This is a genomic window from Pseudomonas cimarronensis, from assembly GCF_049331905.1.
In the GTDB taxonomy this organism is placed as follows: domain Bacteria; phylum Pseudomonadota; class Gammaproteobacteria; order Pseudomonadales; family Pseudomonadaceae; genus Aquipseudomonas.
In genome coordinates this window covers 1,343,821-1,369,844 of sequence record NZ_CP186283.1, presented here as the reverse complement: position 1 = coordinate 1,369,844, position 26,024 = coordinate 1,343,821, and the positions used below count along the sequence as shown (strand labels likewise).

General features: G+C 57.9%; 23 protein-coding genes, 3 tRNA genes and 1 pseudogene. 15 read left to right on the top strand and 12 right to left on the bottom strand.

Going from position 1 to position 26,024, the window contains the following annotated elements:
- The first annotated feature begins 427 nt into the window (after positions 1-427).
- The 3 genes from ACOCLD_RS06340 (at position 428) to ACOCLD_RS06330 (ending at position 3,476) form a co-directional block, all read left to right on the top strand.
- The gene (locus ACOCLD_RS06340; RefSeq protein ID WP_233683694.1) at positions 428-2,011 is read left to right on the top strand and encodes a peptide chain release factor 3; all 1,584 of its coding nucleotides are present in this window, start codon (positions 428-430) and stop codon (positions 2,009-2,011) included.
- A 111-nt stretch (positions 2,012-2,122) separates the two neighbouring features.
- Complete coding sequence (locus ACOCLD_RS06335; protein ID WP_422911766.1) at positions 2,123-2,593, top strand: REP-associated tyrosine transposase; 471 nt, start codon at positions 2,123-2,125, stop codon at positions 2,591-2,593.
- Positions 2,594-2,684: 91 nt separating this feature from the next.
- Entirely contained in the window at positions 2,685-3,476 is a 792-nt protein-coding gene (locus tag ACOCLD_RS06330; RefSeq protein ID WP_422911265.1) for a TatD family hydrolase, read from the top strand.
- Positions 3,477-3,593: 117 nt separating this feature from the next.
- Here ACOCLD_RS06330 and ACOCLD_RS06325 read toward each other — a convergent pair whose 3' ends face one another.
- Both ACOCLD_RS06325 and ACOCLD_RS06320 read right to left on the bottom strand, forming a co-directional pair.
- Positions 3,594-4,298: a methyl-accepting chemotaxis protein gene (locus ACOCLD_RS06325; protein ID WP_422911765.1), complete on the bottom strand. Its 705-nt coding sequence runs from the start codon at positions 4,296-4,298 to the stop codon at positions 3,594-3,596.
- Between the two features lie 153 nt (positions 4,299-4,451).
- A pseudogene (locus ACOCLD_RS06320) lies at positions 4,452-4,655 on the bottom strand (HAMP domain-containing protein); the annotation flags it as partial.
- Positions 4,656-5,843: 1,188 nt separating this feature from the next.
- Here ACOCLD_RS06320 and ACOCLD_RS06315 point away from each other — a divergent pair.
- Entirely contained in the window at positions 5,844-6,746 is a 903-nt protein-coding gene (locus ACOCLD_RS06315; RefSeq protein WP_422911264.1) for an ROK family protein, read from the top strand.
- Here ACOCLD_RS06315 and ampE read toward each other — a convergent pair.
- The 3 genes from ampE to ACOCLD_RS06300 form a co-directional block, all read right to left on the bottom strand.
- The gene (gene ampE / locus ACOCLD_RS06310) at positions 6,739-7,575 is read right to left on the bottom strand and encodes a regulatory signaling modulator protein AmpE (RefSeq protein WP_392540829.1); all 837 of its coding nucleotides are present in this window, start codon (positions 7,573-7,575) and stop codon (positions 6,739-6,741) included. The genes ACOCLD_RS06315 and ampE overlap by 8 nt on opposite strands.
- On the bottom strand, positions 7,572-8,135 hold the full coding sequence (ampD, locus tag ACOCLD_RS06305) for a 1,6-anhydro-N-acetylmuramyl-L-alanine amidase AmpD (RefSeq protein ID WP_422911263.1): 564 nt from the start codon (positions 8,133-8,135) through the stop codon (positions 7,572-7,574). Before ampD ends, ampE begins: the two co-directional genes overlap by 4 nt.
- A gap of 124 nt (positions 8,136-8,259) precedes the next feature.
- Positions 8,260-10,575, bottom strand: coding sequence for a DUF1631 domain-containing protein (locus ACOCLD_RS06300; protein WP_422911262.1), 2,316 nt, complete (start codon positions 10,573-10,575; stop codon positions 8,260-8,262).
- Positions 10,576-10,940: 365 nt separating this feature from the next.
- Between ACOCLD_RS06300 and nadC the strand changes: the two genes are divergently transcribed.
- Positions 10,941-11,789: a carboxylating nicotinate-nucleotide diphosphorylase gene (nadC, locus tag ACOCLD_RS06295; RefSeq protein WP_422911261.1), complete on the top strand. Its 849-nt coding sequence runs from the start codon at positions 10,941-10,943 to the stop codon at positions 11,787-11,789.
- A 98-nt stretch (positions 11,790-11,887) separates the two neighbouring features.
- On the opposite strand, the gene ACOCLD_RS06290 is transcribed toward nadC, so the two are convergent.
- Both ACOCLD_RS06290 and ACOCLD_RS06285 read right to left on the bottom strand, forming a co-directional pair.
- On the bottom strand, positions 11,888-13,546 hold the full coding sequence (locus ACOCLD_RS06290; RefSeq protein WP_422911260.1) for a Wzy polymerase domain-containing protein: 1,659 nt from the start codon (positions 13,544-13,546) through the stop codon (positions 11,888-11,890).
- A 60-nt stretch (positions 13,547-13,606) separates the two neighbouring features.
- Positions 13,607-14,110: a pilin gene (locus tag ACOCLD_RS06285; protein WP_422911259.1), complete on the bottom strand. Its 504-nt coding sequence runs from the start codon at positions 14,108-14,110 to the stop codon at positions 13,607-13,609.
- 220 nt (positions 14,111-14,330) lie between these two features.
- Between ACOCLD_RS06285 and pilB the strand changes: the two genes are divergently transcribed.
- The 5 genes from pilB (at position 14,331) to yacG (ending at position 19,200) form a co-directional block, all read left to right on the top strand.
- Positions 14,331-16,034 carry a type IV-A pilus assembly ATPase PilB gene (pilB, locus tag ACOCLD_RS06280; protein WP_422911258.1) on the top strand — a complete coding sequence of 568 codons (1,704 nt, stop codon included), beginning with the start codon at positions 14,331-14,333 and terminating at the stop codon, positions 16,032-16,034.
- A 3-nt stretch (positions 16,035-16,037) separates the two neighbouring features.
- Positions 16,038-17,255, top strand: a complete 1,218-nt coding sequence (locus ACOCLD_RS06275) for a type II secretion system F family protein (RefSeq protein WP_422911257.1) — start codon at positions 16,038-16,040, stop codon at positions 17,253-17,255.
- Between the two features lie 3 nt (positions 17,256-17,258).
- Entirely contained in the window at positions 17,259-18,128 is an 870-nt protein-coding gene (locus ACOCLD_RS06270; protein ID WP_422911256.1) for a prepilin peptidase, read from the top strand.
- Between the two features lie 260 nt (positions 18,129-18,388).
- A complete protein-coding gene (gene coaE, locus ACOCLD_RS06265; protein ID WP_422911255.1) occupies positions 18,389-19,003 on the top strand; it encodes a dephospho-CoA kinase in 615 nt (204 codons plus the stop codon).
- Positions 19,000-19,200, top strand: coding sequence for a DNA gyrase inhibitor YacG (gene yacG, locus ACOCLD_RS06260; protein ID WP_422911254.1), 201 nt, complete (start codon positions 19,000-19,002; stop codon positions 19,198-19,200). Before coaE ends, yacG begins: the two co-directional genes overlap by 4 nt.
- A gap of 3 nt (positions 19,201-19,203) precedes the next feature.
- Here yacG and ACOCLD_RS06255 read toward each other — a convergent pair whose 3' ends face one another.
- Together ACOCLD_RS06255 and ACOCLD_RS06250 are read right to left on the bottom strand one after the other, a co-directional pair.
- Positions 19,204-19,419: a hypothetical protein gene (locus ACOCLD_RS06255; protein ID WP_422911253.1), complete on the bottom strand. Its 216-nt coding sequence runs from the start codon at positions 19,417-19,419 to the stop codon at positions 19,204-19,206.
- A 104-nt stretch (positions 19,420-19,523) separates the two neighbouring features.
- Positions 19,524-20,213 (bottom strand): energy-coupling factor ABC transporter permease, encoded by a 690-nt coding sequence (locus ACOCLD_RS06250; protein WP_422911252.1) that lies wholly within the window; start codon positions 20,211-20,213, stop codon positions 19,524-19,526.
- Between the two features lie 119 nt (positions 20,214-20,332).
- Here ACOCLD_RS06250 and ACOCLD_RS06245 point away from each other — a divergent pair, with 119 nt between their 5' ends.
- The 4 genes from ACOCLD_RS06245 (at position 20,333) to ACOCLD_RS06230 (ending at position 23,062) form a co-directional block, all read left to right on the top strand.
- Positions 20,333-20,962 carry a DUF1780 domain-containing protein gene (locus tag ACOCLD_RS06245; RefSeq protein ID WP_422911251.1) on the top strand — a complete coding sequence of 210 codons (630 nt, stop codon included), beginning with the start codon at positions 20,333-20,335 and terminating at the stop codon, positions 20,960-20,962.
- Positions 20,959-21,453: an MOSC domain-containing protein gene (locus ACOCLD_RS06240; RefSeq protein WP_422911250.1), complete on the top strand. Its 495-nt coding sequence runs from the start codon at positions 20,959-20,961 to the stop codon at positions 21,451-21,453. Before ACOCLD_RS06245 ends, ACOCLD_RS06240 begins: the two co-directional genes overlap by 4 nt.
- 70 nt (positions 21,454-21,523) lie before the next feature.
- Positions 21,524-21,697 carry a DUF3094 domain-containing protein gene (locus ACOCLD_RS06235; RefSeq protein WP_257777033.1) on the top strand — a complete coding sequence of 58 codons (174 nt, stop codon included), beginning with the start codon at positions 21,524-21,526 and terminating at the stop codon, positions 21,695-21,697.
- A 63-nt stretch (positions 21,698-21,760) separates the two neighbouring features.
- Positions 21,761-23,062 (top strand): NAD(P)/FAD-dependent oxidoreductase, encoded by a 1,302-nt coding sequence (locus ACOCLD_RS06230; protein ID WP_422911249.1) that lies wholly within the window; start codon positions 21,761-21,763, stop codon positions 23,060-23,062.
- Between the two features lie 144 nt (positions 23,063-23,206).
- Here ACOCLD_RS06230 and ACOCLD_RS06225 read toward each other — a convergent pair.
- The 3 genes from ACOCLD_RS06225 to ACOCLD_RS06215 form a co-directional block, all read right to left on the bottom strand.
- Positions 23,207-23,282: transfer RNA gene (locus ACOCLD_RS06225), tRNA-Lys, on the bottom strand.
- Positions 23,283-23,287: 5 nt separating this feature from the next.
- Positions 23,288-23,364 (bottom strand) — tRNA-Pro (locus ACOCLD_RS06220).
- Positions 23,365-23,373: 9 nt separating this feature from the next.
- A tRNA-Asn gene (locus tag ACOCLD_RS06215) sits at positions 23,374-23,449 on the bottom strand.
- A gap of 212 nt (positions 23,450-23,661) precedes the next feature.
- Between ACOCLD_RS06215 and ACOCLD_RS06210 the strand changes: the two genes are divergently transcribed.
- Positions 23,662-26,016, top strand: a complete 2,355-nt coding sequence (locus tag ACOCLD_RS06210; RefSeq protein WP_422911248.1) for a DUF1631 domain-containing protein — start codon at positions 23,662-23,664, stop codon at positions 26,014-26,016.
- The last annotated feature ends 8 nt before the right edge of the window (positions 26,017-26,024 follow it).

Genomic DNA, 26,024 nt, shown 5'->3' with positions numbered 1-26,024 from the left:
TAGCGCCACTCACCCACCATTCAGGGAGACCTGGCGGCTAACCCGCACAGGCAGAACGTCTGATCAGTTTCCCCACTTTGGTTCGCCTACTTCCCAAGGCATGTCGCCGAGGATTACCCGCATCGGAGCAACCTCTCGTCGTCAGTACTTGAGCCGGATGGATCGTTGCCAGCATGGACGTTCGGGCGCGAACTTTAGGGCCATGGGGGGCTGAGATCAATCAAAAATGCCGTGCTTTTGCTCATCTTTGTCGCCTTATTGATTGAACGTTTTATATTCAAAACAAAACGTTATGAAATGCTGCACAACGCGTTAAAAACTCGCGGTTTTCGCCCCTGACTACAGGTCGCCGCGCGCGCTGACGTTTACCGTTATAATCGCCGCCTTTTTTGACAGACCGACTATTCAGTCGACGGGTTCCCGCACAATGACCATCCAGGCCACCGAAGTCGGCAAACGCCGTACATTCGCGATCATCTCTCACCCCGACGCCGGTAAAACCACCATTACCGAGAAGCTGCTGCTGATGGGCAAGGCGATTGCCGTGGCCGGTACGGTGAAGTCGCGCAAGTCCGACCGTCATGCGACGTCCGACTGGATGGAAATGGAGAAGCAGCGCGGCATCTCCATCACCACCTCGGTGATGCAGTTCCCCTACCGCGAGCACATGATCAACCTGCTCGACACCCCCGGCCACGAAGACTTCTCGGAAGACACCTACCGCACACTGACCGCAGTGGACAGCGCGCTGATGGTGCTCGACGGCGGTAAGGGCGTTGAGCCACGCACCATCGCCCTGATGGACGTGTGCCGCCTGCGCGACACGCCGATTGTCAGTTTCGTCAACAAACTCGACCGTGATATCCGCGACCCGATCGAACTGCTCGACGAGATCGAGGCGGTACTGAAAATCAAGGCCGCGCCGATCACCTGGCCGATTGGCTGCTACAAGGACTTCAAGGGCGTCTACCACCTGGCCGGCGACTACATCATCGTCTACACCCCGGGCCACGGCCACGAGCGCACCGAAACCAAGATCATCGAAAAACTCGACTCGGATGAGGCCCGCGCCCACCTGGGTGATGAGTACGAGCGCTTCCTCGAGCAGCTTGAGTTGGTGCAGGGTGCCTGCCATGAATTCGACCAGGACGAATTCATGAACGGGCAGCTGACCCCGGTATTCTTCGGCACCGCGCTGGGCAACTTCGGTGTCGACCATGTACTCGACGCCGTGGTCGACTGGGCCCCGCGCCCGCTGGCTCGCGTCGCCCATGAGCGCACGGTGGAGCCGGTTGAAGAGAAGTTCAGCGGCTTCGTGTTCAAGATCCAGGCGAACATGGACCCCAAGCACCGCGACCGCATCGCCTTTATGCGCATCTGCTCGGGCAAGTACAGCCAAGGCATGAAGATGCGCCATGTGCGCACCGGCAAGGACGTGCGCATCGGCGACGCGTTGACCTTCTTCTCCAGCGAGCGGGAAATGCTGGTCGAGGCCTTTGCCGGCGACATCATCGGCCTGCACAACCACGGCACCATTCAGATCGGCGACACCTTTACCGAGGGTGAAGCGCTGGGCTTTACCGGTATTCCTCACTTCGCCCCGGAGCTGTTCCGCCGCGTACGCCTGAAAGACCCACTGAAGTCCAAACAGCTGCGCCAAGGCTTGCAGCAGCTGGCCGAAGAAGGCGCGACCCAGGTGTTCTTCCCCGAGCGCAGCAACGACATCGTTCTCGGCGCCGTCGGTGTGCTGCAGTTCGACGTGGTCGCCAGCCGCCTGAAAGAGGAATACAAGGTTGAGTGCGCCTACGAGCCCATCACCGTGTGGTCAGCGCGCTGGATTGAGTGCAGCGACAAGAAGAAGCTTGAGGAGTTTTCCAACAAGGCGGTGGAAAACCTCGCCCTGGATGGCGGCGGCCACCTCACCTACCTGGCCCCGACCCGAGTCAACCTGAGCCTGATGGAAGAGCGCTGGCCAGACATCAAGTTCCGCGCGACACGCGAGCATCACTAAAGGGTTGCACTACCCTGTGTAGGAGCCAGCTTGCTGGCGATCAGCGTTTATGCAAGACCAGATCGCCAGCAAGCTGGCTCCTACATAAAGCAAGTTTCTGGAGCCTCTGGAATGGATTCCAGCCTCTTCGCCCACCGTGGCCACACCCTGCGAACAGTCCGCTTCTCTGAGCCTGGCCGGGCTTATCTGCTGGCTACCACGACCCACGAGCGAACACCGGTATTCAACGACTGGCTACTCGCACGCCTGCTGATTAATGAAATGCGCCAGGCACATGAGTTAAAGCTTGTAACGTCACTGGTTTGGGTCGTTATGCCTGATCATTTTCACTGGCTGGACGAACTTGGCAACACACCTGTGCAAGCACTGATGCAACGCATCAAATCTCGCAGCGCCATCGCCATCAACAAAGCCAGCGCCGAGCACAACGGCAAGCTGTGGCAGAGAGGCTTCCATGACCGGGCGCTGCGCCGGGAAGAAGACTTGCAAAGCGTGGCGCGTTATATCGTCGCCAACCCGCTTCGCGCCGAACTAGTCAAACGCATTGGCGACTACCCGCTGTGGGATTCGATATGGCTGTAAAGCAAAAACCTTGATCGCCAGCAAGCTGGCTCCTACAGATTGCTGTCCTTGCCAACTGGCGCAACCACCACAAATCGTCGATGCTCAGCCCATGCACCTAATCGACACCCACACCCACCTGGACTTCCCCGACTTCGATGCCGATCGCAGCGAGCTGCTGACCCGCTGCCGTGATCAGGGCGTCGAGCGCTTGGTGGTGCTGGGTGTGCATCAGGCCAACTGGCAGCGGGTGTGGGACCTGGTGCAAAGCGACGACGGTCTCTATGCGGCGTTCGGCATGCACCCGGTGTACCTGGATGAACACCAGTCAGAACACCTGAGCGAACTGCGTGACTGGCTGACTCGCTGCGCCGGCCACCGCAAGCTCTGCGCCGTGGGCGAATTCGGTCTGGACTATTTTCTTGAGCAACTGGATCGCGAGCGGCAACAACAGCTGTTCGAGGCGCAACTCAAACTGGCCATAGCATTCGAGCTGCCCGCCCTGCTGCATGTACGCCGCGCCCATGCCGCGACTATCGCCACCCTCAAGCGCTACAAACCCAAACGCGGTGGAATTATCCACGCCTTTGCCGGCAGCACCGAAGAAGCCCGCGAATACCTCAAGCTCGGTTTCAAACTCGGCCTCGGTGGCGCACCGACCTGGCCGCAGGCGCTGCGGCTGCGCAAGGTGGTGGCGCAGCTGCCGCTGGACGCCATCGTGCTGGAAACCGACTCACCCGACATGGCCCCGGCGATGCACGCCAATCAGCGCAACAGCCCGGAATACCTGCCAGACATCTGCACCGCCCTGGCCGAGCTGCGCGGCATCAGCGCGGATGAACTGGCCCGCGCCAGCAGCCGCAACGCAGCCGAGTTGTTTGGCTGGGATACTGACGCCTCTTAGCCCGAATGCAATCCTGGGAGCGAACCACTACGCCCCGGCCCCCATTGCTGGCAACCGACAGTGCGGAAAGCACAAAGCCCGCCAAGATAGCGGGCTTTGTTCAGAGAGTGACCGCGATCAGACGCGGAAGGCGCTAATCAGTTGCTTCAAGCGCGCCACCAACCCGGACAGTTCAAGGCTGGCCTGCTCGGTCTGGCTTGCGCCGTCTGCGGTGCGCTCACCGGCCTGGCTGATCTGCACGATGTTCTGATCGATATCCTGCGCCACAGCAGTCTGCTCTTCGGCGGCCGTAGCAATCTGCTGGTTCTGGTCGACAATCATGCCCACCGCCCCCAGGATGTTCTCCAGCGCCAGTTGCACCTTGGCCGACTCGTTCACCGTGTTATCGGCCATCTGGTGGCTGGTGCTCATCGCCTTGACCGCTGCGCCAACACCGCTTTGCAGCTTGGCGATCATCGACTCGATTTCTTCGGTGGACTGCTGCGTACGCTTGGCCAGATTGCGCACCTCGTCGGCCACCACGGCAAAACCACGGCCCTGCTCACCGGCACGCGCCGCTTCAATGGCCGCGTTGAGCGCCAGCAGGTTGGTCTGTTCGGCAATGCCCTTGATCACGTCCAGCACCTGGCTGATCGAAGCACTGTCGCTGGCCAGCTTGTTGATCACCGCCACCGACTGGTCGATCTCTCCGGCCAGACGCTGAATGCTGCCCACCTGCGATTCGACCAGCGCGCGGCCAGTCACCGTCTCGTCATTTACGCTCTGCGCGCTGCCTACGGCGGCTGCGGCGCTGCTGGCAACTTCCTGAGCAGTGGCCGACATCTGATTCATCGCCGTCGCCACCTGGTCAATCTGCCCGCGCTGACCGGTAACCGCCTGATTGCTTTCACCGGAAACCAGCTGCACACGCTCGGCCTGACGCTCGACCTCGACCACGGTCTGTCCGACGCGCTCGATCAACTCATGGATCTTGCTCACCGTCTCATTGAACACCTGGCCCAGCTCGCCCAGCTCATCCTGGCTCTGCGCCTTGAAGCTGACGGTCATGTCGCCTGCGGCAACCTGGTTCATCACCTGACCGAGTTTCTTCAGGGTGGTGCGAATCGACACGTAGAAGCCGCCGTAGAGGTAGACGATCAGCAGGAACACCACCACCAGCGCCACCACCAGCAACACCATCTGCGTACGGTTTTCTTCCAGACGCTGCTCCAGCTGCTTGTCGAGGAACACCAGCACCGCGCTGTTGAGCTGGTAGGTCTGCTCCATCGCCGCGCTGACATCGTTGTAGAACTGCGCCCACGGCGTATCCAGGGAGTCGGCCACCACCACCTGATCTTCAAAGACCACGGCGATGGTTTTCAGGGTTTCCAGGCTGCTGGCTGCCGGGGTAGCCAGGCTGCTACGGGCCTGAGCGCTGCTGTTGAGCGAGGCTTGCAGGTTCAGTCCGTACTCGGCGTGCAGCTTCTCCAGCTCCAGCAACAGTTCGTCAAAAGCTGTGCTGGCCGAGGAGTTCAGAAAGCCTTGCGCAAGCGAGTAGGAGCCAATGGCACGGCCCTCACTGAGGGCTGCAGTGACCTTCGGTGTGTCGACGATGATCAGCTCGACCATCTGGCGCACGGCACCTTCACGGTCCTGGCTCAGGCCGGCCTGGCTGGCCACCAGTTTGATAAACACCTGGGAGGAACCCAGCAGCTTCTCGGCCAGGGCAATCTTGCCGTGCAGGGACGTCTCACTCTGCACCGCTGCCAGTTCGGCGATCAGCTCATCGCGCTTGCTGTTGAACTCATCGATCTGTTCGGTTTCACGCACTACCGCCGCCAGGCCTTGCAGCTCGCTGGAAATGTCCTGCTGCAGTTTGCTAAGGCGCGTTTCCAGGTCGCCCGCCTGACCGGACTGACCGATCATCGCGTTGATTTCGATAAGATCGACAAAGTCTTCAAGGTTACGCCTCAGCGTCAGGCTCTCGCCGAGCAGGTCGATGCTCTCGAGTGCCGCCTGGGTGCTGATGAACTGCCGGTAGGAGTCACGCACCAGATAGAAGTTGGTGACCAGCATGGGCAGAAAGAACAGAACACTGATCAGACTGAACTTCATGCCGAAGCTGAGGCGATTCATTAGCGCGATGGCCGGATACAACACGGTCTTCACAGGACGTCTCCAGTTCTAATTATTGTCGTGTCAGGTTACAAATTGGCCGCGCAGAATGGCAAATGGCGGCCTGTATGTCCCTTGCTGCTCGACCTGCGGCATATGGATCAGCTGGGTAAATAGGGGCAGATTAACGTGATCAATGTCACAAAATAGCGGCCGAGCATGACGCCATGTATACCTCTTATCGACCTCAATCTGTGTAACTTAAGGTTAATGATGCGCACATCACTGAAACTGGGCATTGATCTGGGTGGTACTAAAACCGAGATTATCGCCCTACAGGACGGCCAGCCTGTCATACGCCGCCGCGCCCAGACACCTCAGGGTGACTACCAGAAAACCGTTGGTCTGATTGCCAGCTTAGTTGAAGATTGCGAGCGTGAACTCGGCCAGCAGGGCAGCCTGGGTGTCGGCATCCCTGGCACTCGTTCACCTGACCACGGATGCATCAAGAATGCCAACTCGCAGTGCCTGATCGGCCAGGACCTGCAGGCCGATCTTGAGCAGCGCCTGCAACGCCCGGTACGCCTGGCCAATGATGCGGACTGCTTTACCCTTTCCGAAGCCTGCGATGGCGCCGGGGCAGGCGCTCCCAGTGTGTTCGGGGTAATTCTCGGCACTGGCGTGGGCGGCGGTCTGGTCGTGCGCCAGCAACTGCTTGGTGGCCCGAATGCGATTACCGGCGAATGGGGACACAATCCCCTGCCCTGGCGGCGCGCCGACGATGGCCCGGTGCGGCGCTGCTATTGCGGCCAGAATGATTGCATCGAAACCTTTCTCAGCGGCCCGGGTTGGGCGGCACGCAGTGAGCTGGGCCTTGAAGCGAGCACCATTGTACCGGCAGCCCAAAGCGGCAACTCGACAGCACAACAGGCCTTGAACCGTTACTGCGATCAGTTAGCGCGCGGTTTGGCGTCAGTGATCAACCTGATTGACCCTCACGTCATCGTGCTCGGTGGCGGCATGTCCAATACGGCCGAGCTGTACCAGCAGGTAGTGCCGCTGCTGCCGCGCTATGTGTTTTCCGACCAGGTCAATACGCGCCTGCTACCGGCCAAACACGGGGACTCCAGCGGCGTACGCGGAGCCGCCTGGCTGTGGAATGACGACCTCAGATAAGCAGCGTCCACACGGCAAACACCGCGTACCAGAACACCGCCGCCCGCACCAGCAGCTGCCATAGGCCATCCAGACTGCTGACGCCAGCCTCGCCAATCACCGGCTCCGGCGTCTCGCCCGCCGCCCGCGCGGTCATGATCGCCAATTGGGCGGCGCTGATATCCCAACTGAGCAACTCATGCAGCAAGGCCCGACTGACGCCGGCAAAGTTGCCCACCAGAGCAAAGCTGGCCGCCAGCACCCGTACCGGCAACCAGTCGAAGCCATGACGGATCTGTACCGCAGCCTCACGCAGGGCCGGCTGAGTCGCCTGCTCACTGCTCAGGGCCACCAGGCGGTAAGCCAGCGCCGCCAACGGGCCGAGCAGCGCGTACCAGAAGATCACCGCAAAGAAACTCTGGTAGGCCTGCCACACCAGATGCCCCTGTACGCGCTGCAGCAACTCACCCTCTTCATCGGCTTCCAGCGCCAGGTCACGCCGCGCCACCAGGTAGGCGGCTTCGGCATCACCCCGTCGCCAGCTGTCACGGAACGGCCCCAATGCCGCCAGCAGATCGCCACGCCCCAGGCTGTAGATCACCACCAGCAGATGCACCGGCAAGGCCAGCCAGCCATAAGCCACCGGCTCCAGTAACAGCAGAATTACGCCCAGCAGCGCGACCGGCAACAGCACCAAAACCGCTAACGCCAGCCAGGGCTGCGCGGCGCTCTGCGCATTACGTTCTGTAGCAGCCAACAGGTGCAACCAGGGACCGTCCTGTTGGATGCGGGCACGCCAGGCCGAAAACTTTTCAACCCATAACACCAGCAGTAGCACCAGAAAATTCATGTCAGCTCCTTGTCTTGCTGCAGCCCCAGGCGCAGCGCAGCCCAATCGAATGCCGGGCCCGGATCGGTCTTGCGCCCCGGCGCAATGTCGCTATGACCGCAGATTCGTTCCAGGGTGATAGCCGGATAAGCCGCCTGTAACTGCCGGGTCAGGGCAATCAGCGCCCTATATTGCGATGCCGTGAACGGCAGATCGTCGGTGCCCTCAAGCTCAATGCCCAGGGAAAAGTCATTGCAGTTGTCCCGCCCGGCAAATAGCGACTGCCCGGCATGCCAGGCGCGCTCGTTACAGGAAACGAACTGGGTAACGAGACCATCGCGTTCGATCAGAAAATGCGCCGAGACCTGCATGCTGGCAATGCCGGCAAAATAAGGATGCTCGGTCGCCTCCAGACGATTCTGAAAGAACGCCTGCACTTTGCCAGTGCCGAACTGCCCGGGCGGCAGGCTGATGTTGTGAATCACCAGTAACGACACTTCACCCTGCGGGCGCTGGTTGAAGTTGGGGGACGGACAATGCTGAATGCCAGCACACCATCCGCTGCAAGGGTCCAGCTGCATACAAAGCTCCTTGAACGAGCCCCCACTCTAGTGCAGCGACGCCCCAAGGCCAACTGCCGCACAAATGAAAACGCCGCCAGACAGAGCCAGGCGGCGTAATTCGTACAGCTCAGGCAGCGCGGGCTCAGGCGCCCTTGAGTTTGCGCAGATTGCCGATCACCGACTCCAGCGCGCGGTCAAACAGCAGTGCATCATCAAGCAGGCGAATGGCACTACGACGGAACTCCACTGCCAGGCCCATGCGGGTTTTCTCCAGCACTTTCATGCCGGTGCGGTTAACGAAGATGTACTTGCCGGTTGGCTTGATGATTGCGGCCAGCTTGCAACGCAGCTTGTGCTCTTCGTCTTCCTGAAACTCGACCCAGCTGCCAACGCGCAGGTTGTCGACCTGCTGCAGAGACTCGTCATCGTCCGGCAGGCTGGCCTCCGGCTCAAGCGGACGCAGCTCGCCTGGCGCCAGCAAAATGATTTCTTCTACTACCTCAACCATGGCCGGCTCTTCCACGGCCTCGGTGGCAGGCAGTTCCAGCAGCGGCAGCTCGATGCCGGCTTCGGCCAATGCCGCGCGCTGCTGCTCATCAATTTCGTCCAGTGGTTCGGCATCCGCCGCCGGAGCTTCCTCCGGCAGACTGCGCTTGAAGCGCTGGAAGGCTTGCACATGCAGGGCCTCCAGCTGACTGAAGAATTCACCGGTGGAGAATGGATCAAACGCCGCACTGGCCATGCCTTCACGCAGCGCCTTAAGCAAACCCGGCACCATTTCCAGCAAACGCATCCGCGCTTCCGGCTCTTCGTGCAGCTCCACGCTCCAGACTAGATCATCCATGGTCGCCAGCGCCGCCTGCCATTCGGCCGACTCAACGCCATGCTTCAGACAGGTCAACATCAGCACCTTGCTCCAGGCTTCCTGGAGCAAACGCACCACCACTTCCGGTAGCGTCTTGCCGAGCAGCCGTTCGTTCAATGCCTGTTCGACTTCACGGCGCGCCAGCGCAGCCTTGGCGCTACCCTCCTCGGCATCGCGGGTACGCTGCTCAAGCAACTCGCTGCGCCGACGCTCATCTCCGGTAAAGGCCAGAAAGTCCGCCAGCAGCTCCGAGAAGATAACCGGATCGTCAACGAAATCATTGAGCAAGCGTTGCACCACCTGCTCGATCTTCTGATACAGGCTATCGCGTTGTGCATCATCCTGCTCGCCCCAGCCCAATGCAGCAGAGGCGATCTCATTGAGCAGTCGGCGTGCCGGATGGCTGCCACGGCTGAAGAAAGTCTTGTCGATGACCGCGACTTTCAGCATCGGGATCTGCAGGCGACCGATCAGCGCCTTGAGCGAATCCGGCAGGGTTCGGTCGTCGAGAATAAATTCGAAAAGCATCGACACCAGATTGATGACATCTTCATCAACCTCGCCCACCACGCGAGCTTTACCCGCCTTGGCACTGGCACGGGTCAGCAGGCCTTCCAACTGCTCGCGCAGATCAAAATCATCACTGACCTGCGCAGGCGCCTTCTGCTGCATATGCGAGAGCAGGCGCATCAAATCATTGGTCGAAATCGGCATGGCATCAGCCGGCCGGTTACGCCGTGGGATCAGCGTACCGCGCGCCTGCGACAACAGCTCCTGCAGCGCGCCGAAGACTTCCTGCACGTCCTCATCAGCAAACTCGCCAGCCAACTCCGGCGCCGCATCCGCGCGGGCACCACCCGCAGGCGTACTGGCCCGCGACAGGTTACGCCGCACGGGCGCAGATTTCAGCTCAGGCAGAACCCCTGCCGCAATCAGCGCTTGGTTGGCCTCGCCATACAATTGATCAAGGTCGCTGAGAACGTATTTCTCGAAAAGTTTAAGGATGATCAGCTTGACCCTGATTTCCACGCCCAGGCTGCTACAGGCATCCAGGAAGAACTCACACAGGCAGGTCGGGCCGACCGGGTTGCTCTTGTCGTCCAGCTTCTTGCTGACCATGGCGTTGAAGCGCGTGGTCAGGTGGCTGAGCGCTGCACCGTCGCGGCTCATCACTTTGGCAACCATCGAGTCCAGCGCTACCGACTCTTCCAGCGCGTCGTTCTGCACCAGAGACAGGCTGTCGAACGACACCGCATCCAAGGGTGCCGGTTTACCGATTTCGTATTGATTAAGGGTGGCGAAGGCTTCAAATACCTTCTGCAGAAAGCCGCGCTCGATGTTCTTGCGCTTCAGGCGCAAGTCGCGCATGGCTTCAAAAAAAGCATTCTGCTCAGCATTGCTGGTGGCCCGATCCGCCATCTCGAACAGCGTATCGTCGGCATTGTCGAACAGCGCTTGCAACGCTGTTTTCAGCTGTTGCGCCGCTTTATCCCGCACATTTGTCAGCGCCACAGGCAGTCTTCCTACCGGCGAAGTGGGCGATTGCTCAGGGATCACCTTGCTCAGGTGAACCACATTCGCATCAGTCTTCATTGCGAGTCTCCTGCAGACTGCCCCTCTTGGGCGAACCGATCTGCACAGCGATCAACTGAGCGTCATCCGTAACGTCAAAGGCCTGGCGTCAACAATTTTAAAAAGTAAAGCCATTATAGGGATGCACGCACACATACCAAGCTGACTTTTCTTCCAGACATGACCCAGGTCACAGATGTAGCGCTACAGCCTCCCAACGGTTATCTGCGCGCGACCAACGCAACCCTGCCTCGAACACTGGCCGCACACAACTCACAAAGAACCTTCATCAGCATAGCGCTACAGCGCCTGGTGAACAGCGGCAAAGACTGCGCAAATAGCCATCAATCCCTATAATCGGCGCATTCTGCTGACTGGAGCTCATCATGCCTAACCTTATCCTCGCCGACCTCGCCCACGAAATCGAGGCCAACGTGCGCCGCGCACTGGCAGAGGATATTGGCAGCGGCGATATCACCGCCCAGCTAATCCCCGCCGAGCGCCTGGCCCACGCCAAGGTGATCACTCGCGAAGCAGCGGTCATCTGTGGCACCGCTTGGGTGGATGAGGTGTTTCGCCAACTCGACGACCGCGTCAGTGTGCACTGGCACGTTCAGGACGGCCAACGTGCCGAGCCCAACCAAGCGCTGTTTGAACTGGAAGGCCCCGCTCGCGCCCTGCTCAGCGGCGAACGCAGCGCCCTGAACTTCCTGCAAACCCTCTCCGCCGTCGCCACCCGCTGCCAACACTATGCTGACTTGGTGCAAGGCACCGCCGTAAAACTGCTCGACACCCGCAAAACCCTGCCCGGCCTACGCCTGGCGCAGAAATACGCCGTCAACCAGGGCGGCTGCCACAACCACCGCATCGGCCTGTACGACGCCTTCCTTATTAAGGAAAACCACATCGCCGCCTGCGGCGGCATCGCCCAGGCCGTAACTGCTGCTCACAAGATTGCCCCGGGCAAACCGGTGGAGGTTGAAGTAGAAAGCCTGGAAGAACTACGCCAGGCACTGGATGCCAGGGCCGACATCATCATGCTGGACGAACTAAGCCTGGACGAAATGCGCCAAGCCGTCGCCCTCACCCAAGGCCAGGCCAAACTGGAAGCCTCGGGCGGGGTAAACAAAAACACCTTGCGTGCAATTGCCGAGACGGGCGTGGACTATGTGTCGATTGGGACGCTGACTAAGGATGTGAGGGCGGTTGATCTGTCGATGCGGCTAAGCCTGTAGCCGGCAAAAACCTGCAACCGGGTTTTGCGCTGTAACTGCCTGGCAGTGATAGATATCACTGCGTTCAACCCACACAATGGGTTACGTCGGTAAAGCCATTACTTCTTTGAATCAATGTACTCCAGAAATGCTCGCAAAGAGCTATCGTTTTGAGCACCCTGCTGGAGAGACTTAATAGCACCCGCATAATTCTGGTCGCCATGTATGGATCTCATTCTTTCCAGCATCTCGGCGGCCTTACGAAAATCCCCCTGCTCTACCAGAATCAGAACATAGCGATAAAATGCAGGCACATAAGGGTAACTGTAGACCAGTCGCTCAGCTTCAACTGTTTTTTCATCGAGACTGCCCGGCAACTGCATCCTCATAAAATCAATAAACGACCCCATACCCGTCAAGAGAAAATACGAATTATCCGGCGAAGAGTATTCTGCAACGCCAACTCGCGCCATCTCAAAACGCAGGCTCCGGAAATCAGCTTCCAGAACCCTATAATCACGCCAAATAACCAAAAGGAAAAAACCAAAAAAAGCCGCCCCCCCCCAAAACGGCATAAGCCTGACCTTATAACTCCCCCCACCAAGATATCCAAGATAAATGAAGAACGGAATCATAAAATAAGAATACTCCAACGGATATTCAAGAAGAGCGTGAACCCCGATAATTGCAACACAGAGGGCAGCAAAAGCTGAGTCCAGATCACCCACACACCAAAGTTTTTTTACCAGCCATACACCAGATAAAAAAACCGCAACAACACCTATATAGATTCCGTTCCACACAAGCATATCCACAACAACATTGTGTGCATGCAAGGTAAATCTTTCCACTGGATACACCAACGCATAATCGACTTGCGCCGCTGCAACCTGCCCCCAACCGTAACCTAGCCCACCCTTATCCCACGACGCTTGTATCAACTGCCACCATATATGCAAACGCTCCGTACTTGCGAAGCGGTCATAAACACCAACAGTCGATCCAGGTTCAACCAAATAAAGTGCAACAGCTAGATCAGCTTGCCAAGCGGCACCCAGAACAAGCACTAGGCCACCCAGAAGATAAGCAAAAATACCTAACCCGGTTCTGATTCCGCACCAATAAAACCAGAGCACTCCGATCAGAAAATATTGCAGCAACGCCATTCTTGATGCGGCTAAAACCATCCCCATAACAAGCCAGACCGTAACTACAGCAAGCAACCAGCCCGATATGTACCGCTTGTGATTCAGCCATAGTGCCGACACCACCCCAAGCCCAAGAAGAGTGACTAAATGGTTAGGCTGACCTATGTTTGCCGTGGCGCGCCGACCCGCCCCCGAGGTCAACAGCCAGATAGTTTCCCATGTGTCAAACCACTGCCCAAGCGCGATACCTGAAGAGATTACACCAAGCGCTAGAAAACCAACTGCGCCAAAATAGACCACCCCCACCTGACGGCCCAGCATAAAAGCCAAAACAGCCGACAACAGATAGAAACTCACCAACCATGCCATTTCAGCAAAATGGATGATCGCTAAAAAGTACTGCCCCCAGACAACCAACAACAAAGAAAAAATTAAATAAACCGGAAACCCTATTACCAAATCATCCTTGCGTGCCAAAACCCAAAAGAAAAACAAGCCCACAAAGGCCAAAAACTCACTGTAAAAATTAAACCAAGGCTGATAATGATTGGAAACCAAAAACGCAATAAATATAAAAAAGATAAAGAGCGCCGAACCACGACCCTCCAATCCTGCAGAAATCGACTTCATTACCAGCAACCATTAATCAAAAAAAAAGGCAGCAAAGCTGCCTTTAAAAAAGTTTAAAATTTAAGGTGTAGCAGAGAAAGTACCAGCCGGAGCAGTACTGTAGTTGTGATTGCAAGAACCAGGCAGCACTTTCAGTACATTATCAGTGGAACCGCCACAACGCCAGCTACTAATCGCGTCACCGATGTCGTTTACAGTCATAACGCCACCACCAGCCGCCATGGGCTCAAGATATACGTAACCGCCATCGACATTGCCATCCAGGCTACGAATTGTTACACGAACAGCACCGTTGGCAGTGGTAGCGATTTGACCGACATACTGAGTTGTGCCAACGGAGCTCTCACAACCCCAATTACCTGCACCTGGGCCACTGCTCAGCGTTTGGTATTTTTCGGTAACAGTAGTGCGGCAAGAACTGGCAGCCAACGTTACTTCGGACATCTTCGCCTTGCGGGTGTAATCCTGGTAAGCAGGCAATGCGACGGCAGCCAGAATACCAATGATCGCCACAACGATCATCAATTCAATCAGGGTAAAGCCTTTTTGCATTTGAGCTTTCATAAAGCATCTCCTAGTTGTGTTCAGGTCAGTGACCTAAATCAACACAAGCATCCTTCATGCCAACCCTGCAACGCCATGATTACGCAAGTTGAGCATGCACATGCGGCACGATCGCCCAAGCCTACGGGCAGTAACTGCCACTTTTTGTCACTCGCCAGCTTTACGTTTGGCACAAATAAACCAACTAAGCTATAAGGCTGAGATTGTAATGGAGCCCGCAATGAACGATACCGTGTCGCTTACCGGCCTTGCCCGCCAAATGGTGCTGGCAGAATTGCTGGATGAGAAAACTGCCCAGCAGGCGCAAAGCCAAGCCCAGCGCAACAAGCTGTCACTGGTCACCTATCTCGTGCAGAACAAGCTTGTGAAAAGTCGCGTGCTGGCCGAGCTCGCATCCGATCAGTTCGGCGTGTCATTCGTTGACCTCAACTCAATCGATAAAGAAACCCAGCCCAAGGACTTGGTAACGGAGAAGCTCGTACGCCAACATCGCGTACTACCGCTATGGCGACGCGGCAATAAGCTGTTTATAGCGGTATCCGACCCCACCAACCATCAGGCAGTCACGGACATTCAGTTCAGCACGGGGATGAACACCGAAGCCATCCTGGTGGAGGACGACAAGCTTGGTGAAGCGATAGAAAAATTCTTCGACTCAGCCTCCAGCGGCATGGAAGACCTGGGCGATATTGACCTTGAAGGCCTGGATGTCGAGGCCGTCAATGACGACGCCCAGGACAAAGGTGACGGAAACGCTGCCGACGATGCACCCGTTGTGCGCTTTGTAAATAAAATGCTGCTGGATGCCATTAAAGGTGGTTCATCCGATCTGCATTTCGAACCTTATGAAAAAGCCTACCGCGTCCGCTTCCGCACTGACGGCATTCTGCATGAGATAGCCCGCCCACCTATACAGCTCTCCCCTCGTATATCCGCACGCCTAAAGGTTATGGCTGGCCTGGATATCTCAGAGCGACGCAAACCTCAGGATGGCCGCATCAAGATGCGCATATCCAAAAGCAAGTCGATCGATTTTCGCGTCAGTACCTGCCCCACCCTGTGGGGCGAAAAGATCGTGATGCGGATCCTCGACTCATCTAGCGCGCAGATGGGCATCGACGCGCTAGGCTATGAGGAATCACAGAAAGAACTGTACCTCTCGGCACTCAAGCAGCCACAAGGCATGATTCTGGTTACCGGCCCCACAGGCTCAGGCAAGACCGTATCCCTCTACACAGGACTGAACATCCTAAACACCGTGGATGTGAACATTTCAACCGCCGAAGACCCAGTTGAGATCAACCTGGAAGGCATCAACCAGGTTAACGTCAACCCGAAACAGGGCATGGACTTTACGGCAGCGCTGAAGTCATTTCTGCGGCAGGATCCAGACATCATCATGGTCGGCGAAATCCGTGACCTTGATACCGCCTCCATCGCCATCAAGGCTGCGCAGACAGGTCACATGGTAATGTCGACGCTACATACCAATAGCGCAGCAGAAACCCTGACTCGCCTCCGCAACATGGGTGTTCCGTCATTCAACATTGCCACCTCGGTCAACCTGATCATCGCGCAGCGTCTGGCTCGCAAGCTGTGCAGTCATTGCAAGAAAGAGATACAGGTTCCTCGGGAAACGCTGCTTGAAGAAGGCTTTCCGGAAAACAAGATTGGCACATTCAAAATCTATGAACCTGTCGGCTGCGAAAATTGCAATGGCGGATACAAGGGACGTGTCGGGATTTATGAAGTGGTTAAAAACACGCCGGCCCTGCAACGGATTATCATGGAGGAAGGCAACTCTATTGATATTTCCGAGCAGATGCGTAAAGACGGCTTTAATGACTTGCGTACTTCAGCGCTGCTGAAAGCCATGCAAGGCGTGACCAGCCTCGCAGAAGTGAACCGCGTGACTAAGGACTAACCGATGGCCGTTAAAGAGATAAAAACCAGCACCTTTGCGTGGGAAGGTACTGATAAAAAAGGCTCCAAGGTAAAAGGTGAGACCAGTGGTATCAACCCTGCACTGGTAAAAGCACAGCTACGTAAGCAAGGTATCAATCCGACCAAAGTCCGAAAAAAATCCGCCTCACTTTTTAATACTGGCAAAAAAATCAAGCCCATAGACATAGCGCTTTTTGCTCGGCAAATGGCCACCATGATGAAGGCCGGCGTTCCGCTCTTGCAAGCCTTCGATATCATTGCGGAGGGCTTGGATAATCCCAACATGCGTAAACTGGTAGACGACATAAAACAACATGTTGCGGCAGGCAACAGCTTTGCGGCGTCACTCAGAACCCGACCGGAATATTTCGATGATCTATTCTGCAACCTTGTGGATGCCGGTGAGCAGGCCGGGGCACTCGAGGATCTTCTTGACCGCGTTGCCACATATAAAGAAAAGACGGAAGCGCTGAAAGCCAAAATCAAAAAGGCAATGAATTACCCTATAGCAGTAGTTGTAGTGGCAATTATTGTTTCAGCTATTCTATTGATAAAAGTTGTTCCTCAGTTTGAATCTGTATTTGCTAACTTTGGCGCCGAATTACCTGCATTTACTCAATTTGTTATCGGAATATCTCAGGCGCTACAAGAGTGGTGGTTCATCATTCTTGTAATAATCTTCGCAGCGTTATTCTCACTAAGCGAATTCAAAAAACGCTCAGAGAAATTCAGGAATTGGATCGACCGCGCCGCCCTTAAAGCACCGATTGTCGGCGACATCATCTACAAGTCTTCAGTTGCACGCTATGCACGCACACTGGCCACAACCTTTGCTGCTGGCGTCCCGCTCGTAGAAGCACTGGACTCCGTAGCAGGGGCAACAGGCAATATTGTCTTCAAGACAGCAGTTCAAAAAATCAAGCAGGACGTCAGCTCTGGTATGCAGCTCAACTTTTCCATGCGTACCACTGGGGCATTCCCCTCAATGGCGATACAAATGACCGCTATCGGTGAAGAGTCCGGCGCACTGGATATGATGCTGGATAAAGTTGCCAGTTATTACGAAGCAGAAGTAGACAACGCAGTCGATGGACTTACAAGCCTGATGGAGCCCCTGATCATGTCTGTACTCGGTGTATTGGTTGGCGGCCTTATTATTGCCATGTATCTGCCAATCTTCCAACTGGGCGCCGTTGTTTAATCTATGTCCGTAATCGATTTTATGGCCAGCCATGTGCTGGCCTTTGTTTGTGTATGCCTGGTACTGGGCCTGCTAATCGGCAGCTTCCTCAACGTGGTGATTTACCGCCTGCCCATCATGATGCAACGCGACTGGCGTGCGCAGGCGCGCGAGATATTGGATCAGCCCCCCGAGCCGCAGGCCACAACATTCAATCTGGTATTACCCAACTCCAGCTGCCCACACTGCAGTCATGAAATAAAGCCCTGGGAAAACATCCCGGTTATCAGCTACCTGTTTCTGCGCGGTAAGTGCTCCAACTGTAAATCTCCCATCAGCCTGCGCTACCTGCTGGTTGAACTGACCTGCGGCCTGCTATCAGCCTTTATCGCCTGGCATTTCGGTTTTACCTGGCAGGCTGGCGGTATGTTGCTACTGACCTGGGGCTTGCTGGCGATGAGCCTGATTGACGTCGACCATCAGCTGCTACCGGACTCGTTGGTACTGCCGCTGCTCTGGCTTGGGTTGATTGCCAATAGCTTTGGCCTGTTTGCCAGCCTGGAAGATGCTCTCTGGGGGGCGATTGCTGGCTATTTGAGCCTGTGGTCGGTGTATTGGCTGTTCAAGCTGGTTACCGGCAAGGAAGGTATGGGCTATGGCGATTTCAAGTTGCTGGCCATGCTCGGCGCCTGGGGCGGCTGGCAAGTATTGCCGCTGACCATCCTGCTGTCATCGCTGGTGGGCGCGGTGCTGGGCACCATCATGCTGCGTATGCGCAATGCCGAAACCAGCACGCCCATCCCTTTCGGCCCTTATCTGGCAATTGCCGGGTGGATTGCCTTGCTCTGGGGTGAGCAAATCACCTCCAGCTATTTGCAGATAGCCGGGCTCTAATCAAACCACCGGCAGCGGAAGGCGCTTTAGCAGCGAGTATTTCAAGAGCTATCGCGGCTAAAGCCCATCTTAAGGACGTAGCCCGGATGCAATCTGGGGAGCCCTCCCCCAGGCTCTTCCGGCGCCGACTTTTGATCGCAATCCAGCGAGCCTGTAGATACCACGTATCTTTCGCGGGCATCGCCCGCTCCTACTGTTCGCCACCAGCCAAGCAGCTGCACTACAATCGCGCCCCTGGATGGCTGACACGAGCGCGCACCTTGAGCACAAAACCCTGGATTCTTGGCCTCACCGGCGGCATTGGCAGCGGCAAGAGTGCTGTGGCCCAGCACTTTATCGATCTTGGCGTGCACCTGGTCGATGCCGATCATGCCGCACGCTGGGTGGTTGAGCCCGGCAAGCCGGCACTGGCCAAGATCGCCGAGCACTTTGGTAGCGATGTGTTGCAGGCGGACGGCCAGTTGGATCGCACAGCGCTGCGCAGCCGGATTTTTGCCGATGCTGATGAACGACGCTGGCTGGAAGCCCTGCTGCATCCGCTGATCGGCCAGGAAATCATCCAGTACCTGGCACGCGCCGAATCACCCTATGCCATCTTGGTTTCACCGCTGCTGGTTGAGTCCGGCCAACATCGCCTGACCCAGCGCATACTGGTGGTGGATGCACCCGAGCAATTGCAGGTAGAACGCACCATGGTTCGCGACCAGAGTTCGAATGAGCAGGTACAGGCCATTCTCAAGGCCCAGGCTAGCCGCGAAGAGCGCCTGCGCCACGCCCATGACGTGCTACTCAACGACCGTGATCTGCACTGGTTGCAGGCCGAAGTAGAACGCCTGCACCGCTATTACCTGACTCTACGCGGAGGCCAAATATGAGCACCCCAACCCTGGTTGCCTGCCCAACCTGCAAGGCACCTGTTGAATGGGGCCCACAGAGCCCGAATCGCCCCTTCTGCTCCGAGCGCTGCAAGCTGATTGACCTCGGCGCCTGGGCAGCGGAAGAACATGCCATTGCCGGCAACCCGCTGGAAGATGATGTGTTTTCCGGCGAGTTGCCACCACGCCAGCACTGATCATCAAGGTCGCATAAAGCTGTAGTCGCGCTCATCGTCCAGATTGTCGGCGAGAAACTGCAGCTCTGCGGCCAGATCCGCAGCACTGCGACCACTACGACTGCGCTCAACCACGGCACTCAGTAGCGCCCGCAATGCCATGGCCTGATCAAAACCCTGGCCATCTACGCCCTGCAAACTGCGCTTTATCTCCTGCCTGGCCCACTGATACACACCCATTCTTCACCCTCCTGACTGTTGCCATCAGCATGACTCAGACCGACTGCAAGAGTTTGACCTGCATCAAATGAGGCAGGCGGATCACTGCAGCGAAGGCAACACCATCAGCGCGGTGCATCGTCATCCTTCCACGGCGCAGCCAGGTAACGCGTGCGATTGAAGGTTTCCAGCCAATCCGGATAGAAAACCACCAGCGCCGTAACCAGCATGCCATTGATAAAGGCCTCGGGAAAAATCACCAACCAGAGATAACCGATGAAATCCTCCAGCCAGGGCGGCATTGGAAACAATCCATCAATCCAGAGCAAGGTGAAGGCCGTCGCAATACACAGCAGTGTCGCTAGCGCCGCGGCGAAAAAGCCACTGCAGAAGATGTAGACGAACAGGTTGCGCGGCTGCTTTTTCTCAACCCACAGGGCGCAGGCCTCGGTGACCCACACCGGAATCACCACCAACAACACGCCATTCACCCCCAGCGCAGCCCAATCCTGCCGCCCCAGCACCAGCAACCCCAGCTGCGCGACCAGTCCCGCCAGCATGGCCAGCGGCCAATCCAGCAGCAGCGTCACCGCAGTCATACCAATAAAGTGGAAGGACAGGCCAGAGTCGAAATCGCGGCGCACCAGCCACAGCAGAAACAGCGCCAGCGCCGTGCCACCCAGCAGGTGCTGGCGCCGCAGATCAGTGCACAGCTCAACCCAGGGAGCACGCCAGATCGCCCAGCACACTAGAGGCAGATAAATCAGCCATCCCAACAGCAGGCTGGTTGAAGACAGCAATTGCGCGGCAATCATGCAGAAGCACTCCACACCCGTGGGCTAATCTGGAGCAGTCTACCGCCGCACATGGCAAGCCTGAAACAACCGCCGCAGAGGGCTACCACGACGCCAAGCCGGCGCGCTAAGCTGAAGCCATGGATGACTCCGACTACCTGCGCCTGCTGACGCACCAGGCCGAACAGGCCAACGCCTTTCTCTCCAACGCCCGCAAGTGGGAGCGCGAGCGCTGGGTCTGCCAGCGCTTGCTGCAGGCCCTGAATGTCAACCACCGCCTCGATGAGTTCAGCGCCGCCGGCCATGAGCCGCCGGACGTGCTGTTCCGCGAAGCAAGCTTTGAAGTGTTCTTCGTTCTCGACGAGGGCCGGCGCCTGAATGACGAGTGGCGTGCCGAACTGGAGCGCCGGCGCAGCGCCTTCTCGCTCAGTCAGCTGGTGCGCCGCGAGCCCAAGCCCAGGCGTATTGGTGCCCGTGAGCTGCAGCAACGCCTGACGCCGACACTGCGCAAGAAAGCCCACAACTACCAAGAGCGCGGCCTCGACCTGGGCGAGTTGGATTTGCTTGCCTACGTCAACCTCAAACGCGCGGTGCCGGATTTCAACAGCCACTTCCCACCACCAACCGAGTTCCTCCGCCAGGGCTGGCGCTCGCTGTCACTGGTGGGGCCGACCTTTGCCCGCGTGCTCTTCGCCCACCCGGACGCACCGGAGTTTCTGCGCAACAATCTCGGCCGTACCGTGCTATTTGATGTAGGAATCAGCCTGTGAGCCCGCTGCATGAACTGCTCGCCGCAGTGCCGCAACAGGGTTGTGTACGCTGGATTGGCGTGCGCCCCAGTTCGCGTGCCGCGATGATCGAACTGGATGCTGTCGAAGCGCGCCGCGAAGCAGGACTCACGGGCGACCATAGCCGTCCCGGCCCTCGTAATGCCCGGCAAGTCACCCTGATCCAGTGGGAACATCTGGCCGTCATCAGTGCGCTCATGGGTCGCGCTGCAGACACGCCCATCGGCGCTATTGAGTTGCGGCGCAATATCGCCATCAGCGGCATCAACCTGTTCAGCCTCAAGGGGCGACGCTTTCGCCTTGGTCAAGCGATACTCGAGACCACCGGCTGGTGCCAACCCTGCGCAAAACTGGAAGAGCGCCTGGGACCGGGCACCTTCCAAGCCATGCGCGGCCACGGCGGGATCACCGCGCGCGTGTTGCAAGGCGGCATTATTCGCCTGAATGACAGCCTGCGCGTTGAGCCCTTATAAGCCGGGCAGCTAGAATGCCCCTCCTCAGCCCGCAATCGCCCCCTGATTGCCCCATTTATTCGAGGCCATCATGTCCAGTCGCCTTAACCCTGATGACCAGAAGCGTGTCGAGCACTACCTGAGCGCGCCACAGCATCAGGTCGAGCGGCAGCCGTTCAAGGTTTGGCGACTGCTACTGATCATCGTGATAGTGGTGATTGCCCTCGGCGTGCTGAGCCGTCTTCTGAGTCGATTGGTGCTATGAGCTGCCTGGCGCTCGCCCATACCGACTCACTGCCTTTTCTTAAAAGCCTTGTGAGCGTGTCTGATGACTCATCAAATCGTAATTGTCGGCGGTGGCGCCGGCGGACTGGAGCTTGCTACCCGCCTGGGTAGAACCCTGGGTAAGCGTGGCCAGGCGAGAATCACCCTGGTCGACGCCAACCTGACGCACATCTGGAAACCGCTGCTGCATGAAGTAGCCGCCGGCTCACTGAACTCCTCCGGTGACGAACTGAACTACGTGGCGCAGGCCAAGTGGAATCACTTCGAGTTCCAGCTGGGACGGATGAGCGACCTCAACCGCGCAGAAAAACGCATCAGCCTGGCCGCCACCCTGGATGATCACGGCCAGGTGCTGATGCCAGCACGCGAGCTGACTTATGACAGCCTGGTGATTGCCGTGGGCAGCACCACCAATGACTTCGGCACCGCCGGAGCAGCGGAGCACTGCCTGTTCCTCGATACCCGCGAGCAGGCCGAACGCTTCCATCGTCAACTGTTGAGCCACTACCTGCGTGCCCACGCCAGCCAGAGCGAAGCCACCGAGCTGATCAATATTGCCATCGTCGGCGCCGGAGCCACCGGAGTCGAACTGGCCGCCGAACTGCACCATGCCGCGCACGAGCTGGCCGCCTATGGTTTGGACCGCATCAGCCCGGAAAACATGCGCATCACCCTGATCGAAGCCGGCCCACGGGTACTGCCCGCCCTGCCTGAACGCATCAGTCAGCCGGTACACCAGACTCTGGAGAAACTTGGCGTCACCGTGCTCACCGGCGCAGCCGTCAGCCAGGTCACGGCCGATGCGCTACATACAGCCCAGGGGCAGATCATCCCGGCCAGCTTGAAAGTCTGGGCAGCCGGCATCCGCGCACCGGAGTTTCTGCAGAATCTGGATGGCCTGGAAAGCAACCGCATCAACCAGTTGCAGGTGCGCCTGACCCTGCAAACCACCCAGGATGACAACATCTTTGCTTTCGGTGACTGCGCTGCCTGCCCGCAACCGGGTAGCGAGGGCCGCAACGTGCCGCCGCGCGCACAAGCGGCGCACCAACAAGCGTCCTTGCTGGCCAAATCGCTGAAGTTGCGCATCGAGGGCAAGCCGCTGCCGGAATACCGCTACCGCGATTACGGCTCACTGATCTCGCTGTCGACCTTTTCCGCCGTTGGCAACCTGATGGGCAATCTGACCGGCAGCGTCATGCTCGAGGGCTGGCTGGCCCGCATGTTTTACGTGTCGCTCTATCGCATGCACCAGGTTGCCCTGTACGGGATGACGCGCACCCTGCTGATGATGCTGGGCGACCGTATCGGCCGCAGCACCGAACCTCGCCTCAAGCTGCACTGATTTGTGCGCCAGCCCTGCAGGAGCGGCCGTCGCCGCACCTGCAGGCAGTGCCACCCGCGCGACGCCCTGGCAGTTTCCGGAATAAATCGCAGACAATAAAAAACCCGCTCTAGGCGGGTTTTTTACTTTCAAGCTCGCTTGAAATGGTGGGTCGTGTAGGATTCGAACCTACGACCAATTGGTTAAAAGCCAACTGCTCTACCAACTGAGCTAACGACCCAAAAGTGGTCGGGGTAGGGGGATTCGAACTCCCGACATCCTGCTCCCAAAGCAGGCGCGCTACCGGACTGCGCTATACCCCGATGAAGGATTGGCTCCGCGACCTGGACTCGAACCAGGGACCCAATGATTAACAGTCATTTGCTCTACCGACTGAGCTATCGCGGAACTACTTACATCCTTTCTCAGAAGTTGCTTGGAGGTGTTAATCTCGTTTGCTGTTCTGAGGCGCGCCATTTTACGGTTCCGCGCGCACCTGTCAACCCCTTAAATTGCTTTTAGTACAATGATTTGCAGCTGTGTGAGCGGCTGCTATATCTTCCCTATGTCTGTATTCATTGCAGGACGCACCAGCCGCAAGGCTCCAGCCAGGAAAGTCCATGAGCAACCAGGGCATACCGCCAACCCCACCTTCTTCAGTGCAGACCCTTGCCAACCGTGGCATTCAGCCACGCTTCGGCGAACTGGTGCAGAGCTGTCGCAAGCTGGTGATGAATCGTTTGGCTGAGCACCTGACCGGGGTCTTCGCCCAGGTCGACGACACGCTGTTCGAGTGCGCTGAAAAAGCCGAGAACAATCAGGTACAAACGCTGTTCTTCGACAACATGCGTGAGATCCGCAAACAGCGCCCACAGATAGAGCGCAGTTACCACCAGCAGATTGCGCAGAACTTCTCCGACTTCCTCGAAGGCAAGCTCAAGCCGCCACCCAGCACCACCGAACTGGATGCCGAGCAGATGGCACTGGTGCAGAACGAGGATTATGAAGAAAGCCTGCAAGTCACCAATATGGTCAGCCGGGTCAAAGCACGCTGTGCCCAACCGCTGTTTGCCTTGGAACAACGCCTGGCCCTGCTGAACAACGGCCAGAAACTTGGCGAAGACATCAACCCCTTCGGCCCGCAGATGATTGCCCAGGCGTTCCGTGACGCCCTGACGCCCTGCCCGTTTCCACTGCGTATAAAGGTGATCCTCTATACCCTGTTTGACACCCATGTCATGCAGAGCCTGGACAGCATCTACGCCGCGCTCAACCAGCGCCTGATCGAAGCCGGCGTACTGCCCAATCTGAAGTACAGCGCCCAACGCAACACCCAGGCACGCCCCAAGACTCCCGCAAGCGCCACGGCTGAGACGCCGCAAGAAACCCACAGCGGTGCTGGCAGAAACACCGCCAACCCAACGCCCACGCAGCCAGGCGCAAGCACATACAACGCCAGCAGTACGGATCTGAGCGGTCCTCCGCCTAACGACCCGTTGGAGTTGCTCGGCAGCCTGGCAACCCTGCTCGGCGAACACCGCCAACGCGACCTCGACGCCCCGCTGCTTGGCGGCACACGCAGCATTGCCAGCTTCACCCCGCGTGAAGCGACCAGCACCTACAGCGCCTCAGCCCTGCTGGATGCCCTCAACCGCATGCAGCAGCAATCGGCCAATGACCTGTCGCAGCGCCTGAGCCGCCCGCAGCAGGTAGAAGGCTTAAAGGCCGATCTGCAACAACAGCTGGAAGCCCACAGCGAGCTGCCTGGCCAGCAAAAGGTTTCCGACCAGGAAGCCGATGTCATTGACCTGGTGGGCATGCTCTTCGACTTTATTCTCGACGACGACAACCTGCCCGACAGCTGCAAGACCACCCTGTCGCACCTGCACACGCCTTATCTAAAGGTTGCGTTGCAGGACAAAGCGCTGTTTACCCAGCACCACCACCCAGCCCGGCGCCTGCTCAACGCCATGGCCCAGGCTGGCGTGCTGTATGGCGGCGAAGGCGATGAGCGCGGTCTGCTAGCCAAGATGCAGTGGGTGGTCGAACGGGTCATCCATGATTTCTTCGGCGACCTGCAGTTGTTTGAAGGCCTACTGGAAGAGCTCAACGAATTCGTTGCCACCCTGCGGCACAAGGTCGAGTTGCGCGAACGCCGCGCCGTGGAAGCGGCCAAAGGTCGCGACAAACTGCTCGGCGCACGCCAGCACGCAGTTGAGGTCATCGCCAAGAGCCTGACCGATCGCCAACCGCCTACCATCATTCGCAACTTCCTTGAGCTGACCTGGGCCGACGTTCTGGTGTTCGTGTTGCTGCGCAATGGCGAACGCAGCCCGGAATGGCAACGTGCCTGTGAAGCAGCCGAGCAACTGGCCTGGAGCGGCACCCTGCTCGACGATGCCGGCCGTGAGCGTCTGCAGAAACTGCGCGTGCCGCTGCTGGAAGACCTGCGTAAAGGCCTGGAACTGCTCGGCGGCTATCACGAGGATGGCATTCGCCGCCTGCTGCAGGATCTGGTTGCCTGCCAACACGCCGTACAGGCCAAACAACCGCTGGTTGCAGCCAAGCTCACACCCAATCTGCCCGAAAGCCCATTGGGCGCCATGCTCGGCGAAGATGCTGCCCTGGCCACCCTGGCGCCCCGCGAGTCGACCCTCTCAGCGCGCGCCCAGGCATTGATCAAGGAACTGAGCCATATCGAATTCGGCACCTGGTTCGAGTTCGTCAATGGCCAGCAGGTGCGCACGCTCAAGCTGTCCTGGTTCAGCCCGACAACCCGCAACTACATGTTTGTCGATCAAAGCGGCCAACGGGTGGCCATCAAACCGATCACCCAACTGGCCAGCGAAATGGAACAAGGGCTGGCGCGCATCGTCACCCCTGAACGAGGTGCACCACTGGTGGACCGTGCCCTTACCGCCATTTATCGCGTGCTGCAGCGTTTTACCGGGCGCGCGGCAGAGCCTCAAGAATAAGGAAGTCG